This window comes from Clostridia bacterium (assembly GCA_019683875.1).
Taxonomy (GTDB): Bacteria; Bacillota; Sulfobacillia; order RBS10-35; family Bu92; genus Bu92.
In genome coordinates, this window is sequence record JADGHN010000008.1 from 22144 (window position 1) to 28518 (window position 6375).

The 6375-nt window shown below is 71.5% G+C and carries 7 protein-coding genes; all 7 read right to left on the minus strand.

Annotated elements, in window-relative coordinates; translation table 11 throughout:
* Window positions 1-34 precede the first annotated feature (34 nt).
* Entirely contained in the window at window positions 35-580 is a 546-nt protein-coding gene (locus IRZ18_01315; protein ID MBX5475747.1) for a uracil-DNA glycosylase, read from the minus strand.
* A 405-nt stretch (window positions 581-985) separates the two neighbouring features.
* Window positions 986-2113: a hypothetical protein gene (locus tag IRZ18_01320; protein ID MBX5475748.1), complete on the minus strand. Its 1128-nt coding sequence runs from the start codon at window positions 2111-2113 to the stop codon at window positions 986-988.
* A 12-nt stretch (window positions 2114-2125) separates the two neighbouring features.
* The gene (locus tag IRZ18_01325) at window positions 2126-4045 is read right to left on the minus strand and encodes a glutamate mutase L (protein MBX5475749.1); all 1920 of its coding nucleotides are present in this window, start codon (window positions 4043-4045) and stop codon (window positions 2126-2128) included.
* Between the two features lie 31 nt (window positions 4046-4076).
* A complete protein-coding gene (locus IRZ18_01330) occupies window positions 4077-4463 on the minus strand; it encodes a hypothetical protein (GenBank protein MBX5475750.1) in 387 nt (128 codons plus the stop codon).
* Between the two features lie 20 nt (window positions 4464-4483).
* Window positions 4484-4831 carry a hypothetical protein gene (locus IRZ18_01335; protein MBX5475751.1) on the minus strand — a complete coding sequence of 116 codons (348 nt, stop codon included), beginning with the start codon at window positions 4829-4831 and terminating at the stop codon, window positions 4484-4486.
* A gap of 67 nt (window positions 4832-4898) precedes the next feature.
* Window positions 4899-6248 carry a hypothetical protein gene (locus tag IRZ18_01340; protein ID MBX5475752.1) on the minus strand — a complete coding sequence of 450 codons (1350 nt, stop codon included), beginning with the start codon at window positions 6246-6248 and terminating at the stop codon, window positions 4899-4901.
* Window positions 6220-6375, minus strand: a 156-nt coding sequence (locus IRZ18_01345) for a hypothetical protein (GenBank protein ID MBX5475753.1), incomplete at its 5' end; no start/stop codon positions are given. The genes IRZ18_01345 and IRZ18_01340, both read right to left, overlap by 29 nt.

The window sequence follows — 6375 nt, forward strand, 5'->3', positions numbered from 1 at the left end:
ACGCCGTCGCCGCGGGGCGGTTCCGCAGCCGCCTCTATTCCAGGTGCCACTTGTGCGAGCGGCGCAGGGCACGGTAGGCATTCCGCACCTTTTGGAAATCTTCCCAGGCGGCCGGCTTCTTCGACGGATCCCGCAGGAGCGCGGCCGGGTGGTAGGTCGGCATGATGCGGCGCGGCCCGTACGCGTGCCACGTGCCGCGCACCCGGGTGATCCGCGCGTCCGGACCCAGCAGGGCCCGCGCGGCCGTGCTTCCCAGCGCCACGATGATGGCGGGGTTGACGAGGTCGATCTTGCGCTCTAGGTACGGCCGGCAGGCCGCCATCTCCTCGTCCGTGGGGGTGCGGTTGCCCGGCGGACGGCACATCACGACGTTCGTGATGTAGACCTCTTCCCTTTCGAAGCCCGCCGCCTTCAAGATGCGGTCCAGCAACTCGCCGGCGCGGCCGACGAACGGCCGGCCGAGTTCGTCTTCCGTGGCCCCGGGACCTTCCCCGACGAGCATGACGCGCGCGTGGGGGTCGCCCTCCCCGAAGACGACGGTCCGGCATCCGCTCCGCAGGCCGCAGCGCTGGCAACCCATGGCGAACGCCTGCAGCGTACCGAGATCGGAGAAGCGTTCGATCTCCAGGTAAAACGAGCTGGCCCGCGCCGCGCGGGCGAGCCGGGCGTCGCCGGCCGGCAGCACGGCGGCGGCCGCTCCGCCGGGGCCGGCCGCGGCGCCGCCCACGAGGCCCGGCGCGCCTGAGGCGGGCGCCGCGACCGTCGCATGCGCCGGCTCCCGCGCGGCGGCGGCCTCCCGCACGGCGGCGGCCTCCTGCGCGGCGGGCGCCGCCGCGTCCGCCCCGCCGGCGAACAGCGGAAGCACGATCTGCCCCGGCGGCGGAGCCGTCGGGGCAGGCACGTCCTCATCAAACAGCGACAGCTGCTTCATGTCCACCCGTGGCGCTCCTCGTCCATGCGCGAACGCGCGCCCGCCCGTGGTCCCCTACGCGCCCGCGATGATCTCGACGTTGGCGCGGGGGATGGTCACGCGCTCGCCGGTGTCGCGCAGCTGCACGGTCACGACGCGAACCTTGGCCTCGGTCTCGACGGGCGTCAGGTCCGGCGGCAGGGCGGTCACCACGCCCAGTTTACCGAAAAACGGCTCGCGGATGATGCGCACGAGCGTGCCGATGTCGAGCGCGGCCGCCTCGTCCGACGCCGCGTCGGAGGCCGGCTCGCCGGCCGTGGAGACGATGACCTCCGGCCGCATGACGCCCGCGCGGATCTGCGTCGCGCCGTTGATCGACGCTTCGCGCCCCTCGAGCCGCTTCAGCAGCTGGAACGTCCGCTCCGCCATCACCATGGGCCCGAAGCCCTCGGTGACGATGAGCGTCGCCGGAACGTCCTCCTCGCCGGTGATGGCCACGCCGATGTCGTGGCCCACGTAGTCGACCAGGTCGACGTCCACGACGCCGCCGACGACGATGCCCAGCACGCCGACCTCCCCCGCCTTGCGCAACGCGCCGCGCGTCACCAGCGCCCCGCCGACGAGCACGCAGCCCTTGTGCTCCGGGCGGATGCGCGCCTCGTCCAGCGTGTCCGCGGGGCTGTCGACGACGACGCGCAGCGGGCCGAAGCGTTCGCCGCCGACGCCGAAGATGCCCTGGACAAGGGCGCCCGTCGTCTCGACCGTGACGCCCTCCCGCTCCTGCACCTCGACGACGCGGCCGTGGATGTACGCCTGGATCTCCACCGGAATCGGCGGCTCCCGCAGGGTGAGCTGACCCGTGACGGTGGAGACGAGCTCGATGGTGCCGCTGATGGGCGAGCGCACCTCCCGGGCGCCGAGGCCGAAGAAGCCGCGCGAGCGCGCGATCGGCTCTCCGGCGGTGACGGCCTCGCCCTGCTTCTTCAACATGTAGTCGGCGATGTCGGACGGCTGGGCGCCAAGAATGTGAGCGAGATTCAGCGTCTGCGGGTTGCCGGGCAGGAGCGCCCGCGCGACGACCGTGTCGGGCCGCACCGCGTCGCCGACGCGCACGAGCACCTCCCCCGGAATGGGCAGGCGGCGCGTCTTGCGGATGCGCGTGGAACCGGTCACCTTGAGCCCTGGCGTGTACGCGCTGGCCATGGCCGTCCCCCCTCACGCGCCCAGGCGGGCCAGTGCCCGCTCCGGGTAAAGATCGAGCGACGTGAACCACCGCTGCAGGGTGCGGATGCGCTCCGCCTCCCCCGCCGGCAGGCCGAACGGCCGGCGCCCTCGCGCGTCCAGGATGACGCCGACGACGCCGCCCTCAAGCCGCGCACGCACGACGTTGCCCGGCCCCGCGCCGAGGTTCAGCCCGCGCCCCGGGCGCAGTTCGGCCTCCGCCGCGGCGCCCTCCGGCAGCGGCACGAGGCGGATCTCTCCGTACTCCAGCGTCTCCTGGCGCGTCGAGCCGTCCGGCATGCGGAGGACGGCCTCGAGCGCGGGGCCGCCGCCGCGGGGGGGGGCGGCCCCCCCCCCGGCGCCCGGGGCCCCGCCCTGGGCGGGGGGGGCGGCGGGGGGGGGCGGGGGGGGGCGGGCGGCGGGGGGGGGGCCGCCGCGGGGGGCGGGCGCGCCCGCGGGCGCGACGACGGTGCCCAGGCGGATGAGGCAGTCCTTCTCGAACACCTGCGCCGCCGCCTCCGGGTTCACCGTGGAGAGCACGCCCAGCTGCGGCATCATGAAGATGCTGTCGACAGCCAGCTCCGTCACGCCCTCCGGCTGGAAGGCGTCGATCATCATGAGCGCCGCCTGCACGCGCCGCGGCGCGTGGGAGAGCACGCCCCCGGAACCGATGAGGAGGTTCAACTTCATCAGGTCGATGATCGTCTGGCCGGAGAGCTGGTAATCGAACAGCTCGCCCATGTCCCGCTGCTGCCGCACGCCCTTCAGGCCGACGGCGAGCGTCTTGTGGTGCTCGAAGGCGAGGCGCAGCGCCTCCCGCGCCACCGCCTGCTCGATCATGAGATCCTCCAGCGTCTGCGGGATGCTCGTCGGCCGGATCATCTTGTTCCGGATGCGGTTGCGCAGCGCCGCCTCCTCGATGCGGAAGGGCAGCCAGCGCATGATGTTCGCGACGCCCGCCTCCAGGAGCACGTTCGCCATGGAGTAGCTCATGCCGAGGTTCGCGCTCACCGTCCGGTTGAAGGTGCCGTCGAAGACGGAGAAGACGTCCGTCGTGGCGCCGCCGATGTCGACGCCGACGACGTGGATCTGGCGCTCCCGCGCCACCGTCTCGATCAGGAGCCCCACGGCGCCCGGAGTGGGCATGATCGGGGCCGCCGTCCAGGTCATGAGCTTGCTGTAGCCCGGCGCCTGGGCCATGACGTGCTCCATGAAGAGGTTGTGGATCTCTTCCCGTGCGGGGCCGAGCCGCTCCTCCTCCAGGACGGGACGAAGGTTGTCGACGATGCGCAGGTCGACGACGTCGCCCAGCGTGCGGCGCACGTGCTCCCGCGCGTCGCGGTTTCCGGCGTAGATCACCGGCAGCTTGTAGGTGTTGCCGAGGCGCGGCCGCGGCTCCGCCGCCTTCAGAAGCTCCGCCATCTCCACCACGTGCGTGATCGTGCCGCCGTCGATGCCGCCGGACAGGAGGATCATGTCCGGCCGCAGGGCGCGGATGCGCTGGATCTTCTCGTGAGGCTTGCGGCCGTCGTCGATGCTGATCGCGTCCATGACGATGGCGCCGGCGCCCAGCGCCGCGCGCTGCGCGCTTTCGGTGGTCATCGACTTGACGACGCCCGCCACCATCATCTGCAGCCCGCCGCCGGCGCTGGACGTGGAGAAGTACGCGTCCACGCCGCTGCCGTCGGCCGCGCGCGGCGTGCGGATGCCGTCCTCGCTCAGGATGCGCCGGCCGGCCAGTTCCTCCACCTCGCGCACGGCGTTGCGCACGCCCACCGTCACGTCTTCGAAGGGCGCCTCGACGGTCGTCGGCGCCTCGCCCCGCACGACGAGGCGGTACTCGCCCCTCACCTTCTCGATCAGGATCGCCTTGGTCGTCGTGCTGCCGCAGTCCGTGGCCAGAATGGACTCGATGTCCGCCACCTCCCCGTCGCGTGCGGCCGTTTCATGCCCTGGCGCGGCCGAACGGCCACCACCGGCGGCGCCGCGCCGGACGCTCCCGCGCGAGCCGCTCGTTCTCCGCGCGCGCGGCTTGTTCCACGCGCTGGATGAAGAGTTCGATGTTGCGCTCGTCCTCAAGAAGATAGCCGATCTCAGTGCCCAGCTTGCCTCCGCCCAGGATGTCGATGAACGGCGAGGCGAAGTGGGCCATCTGGCCGAAGATGAAGTTCATCGGCTTGAAGCTCTCCGCCAGCAGAATGGCGGGCGTGTACAGGCCCCACCGCTGGATCTTCTGCAGCGCCCAGTCGAAGATCTCGTCCCGGCGTTCCGGCGTGACCTCCGGCTCGTCCGGGTCGCGCGGCATGCGCGGCATTCCCTGCGGCGCAGGCATGCAGGACCTCCTCCTTCAAGTCAACGCGGCCTGTCGTCTCCATCCGCGCCGTCCGGACGCGGCAGTCTTCCCGAGCCACGGCGGCGCGCGCTGTCTTCCATGGACCGGATGAACGCCTCCAGCCGCTGCGGGTCTTCAAGGAAGCCGGCCAGCGCCTGGACGTTGCGTTCTCTCAGTGCGCCGTGCAGGTAGGACAGGATGTCGAGGTGCGGGGTGAAAAAGTGCACCCCCTGGGCCAGCATCCAGGCGACGGGTTTCATCGTTTCCGCCGCGAGGATGGCCGGCACCTCCATTTCGCGTTCCCGGAGCCAGCGTCCGATGCGTTCCTCGATCCGGTCCCCGTCCTGCGGAACTTCTTCATCCTTCATGCTCCCGCCTCCCGCCGGTACGATGCCCAGCGCCGGCAAACGTTACCGCGGGCACGAGGACGGGTGCCTAGAACAGCTCCACGTTCTTGCGCGGCACGACGACGACGCCGCTCTCCGTCTGCACCTCCACCACGGGCACGCGCGCCTCGGTCTCGATCTGCCGGTCCTCGCGCGGCAGGGCCACAACCGTGCCGATGGCGCCGAAGTAGGGTTCGTTGATGATGCGCACCCGCTGGCCCACCGCGAGGTCCTCGTCCGCGGCGGCCATCTCGCCCACCGGACCCGTGTGATCCAGAAACGGCACGACGACCTCCGGCCGGATGGCGCCGGCGCGGACCTGCGTGGCCCCGTTGATGGAGGCGCGCCGCCCCTCGAGCGCCTTGAGCGCGCGGAAAGCCTGCTCCCGCATGGCCAGCGAGCCGAAGCCCTCCATGAGGATCACCGTCATGTCGACGTCCTCCTGGCCCGTGATGCCGACGCCGAGCTTGACGCCCATCGACCGGACGAGGTTCAGGTAGTGGGCCGTGCCGGCGATCACCCCGGCGCAGCCGACCTGCAACGCCTTGGCGAGGGCCTCGTCCGTCGCCTGCGCGCCGGCCACGACGATCTGCCCCTTGCACGATTCGTCGATGAGATCCGGCGTCAGCGGCTGGTCCGGCCGCTCCGTCAGCACCCTCAGGACGCCGTGGCGCTCGCCGCCCAGGCCGAAGATGCCGGTGACGCGCACCGCGGGCGCCTCCACGACGACGCCGCGGCCCTCGATCTTCTCCACGACCGTGCCCTCGATGTACGCCCGGACGACGACTTCCTTGAACGGACGGGCGATGGTGACGACGCCGGTCTGCTCGTTGATCTCGGAAATGACGCCGGATACGGGCGCGTAGCAGCATTTCGTGAAGAAGGCGGCCGCCTCGCCCTTCTTGGCGATCATCGCCCCCTTCTTCACTTCCTGGCCGACCTTGACGGCCATGTGCTGCTTGACCTCGCGCGGGCGGCAGCCGATCTCGAACGCGACGTCGACCTTGACGGGCGGTTCCTCGCGGCCGAATTCCTCGCGGATGACGACGCGCCCGGACTTCGCCGAGATGTCCTCGACGACGCCGTCGATGGGGCTCTCGTACTCCTTCTGCCCGTACAGCCCCGTCGAGAGGCCCCGGGCGATGACCTGCTTGGTCTTGACGCGATCGCCCACCTTGACGAGCATGGCCTGCGGCAGCTGCTCGGGCTGGATGCCGATGAGGCGAGCCACCGGAATCACCCACGGGATGCCGGGACGCAGCGCGATCCGGGCCACGGGCTGGTCGGGCTGGACGCGGTCGCCGATGTCGACCAGCACCTCTCCCGGAAGCGGCAGCCGGCGCAACTTGCGCAGGCGGACGATCGGGTAGTCAGCGACCGAATAGGCGGAAGCGAGCACGCTTGGGCTCCTCCTTCACCTGGACGGCGCCGCCGCCCAAAGGATTCTCGCGCTGGTACCGCTCCAGCACGTCCAGGGGGTAGGCGTTCATCGCGGCGATCCACGATGTGAGCTTGGCCACCCGCTC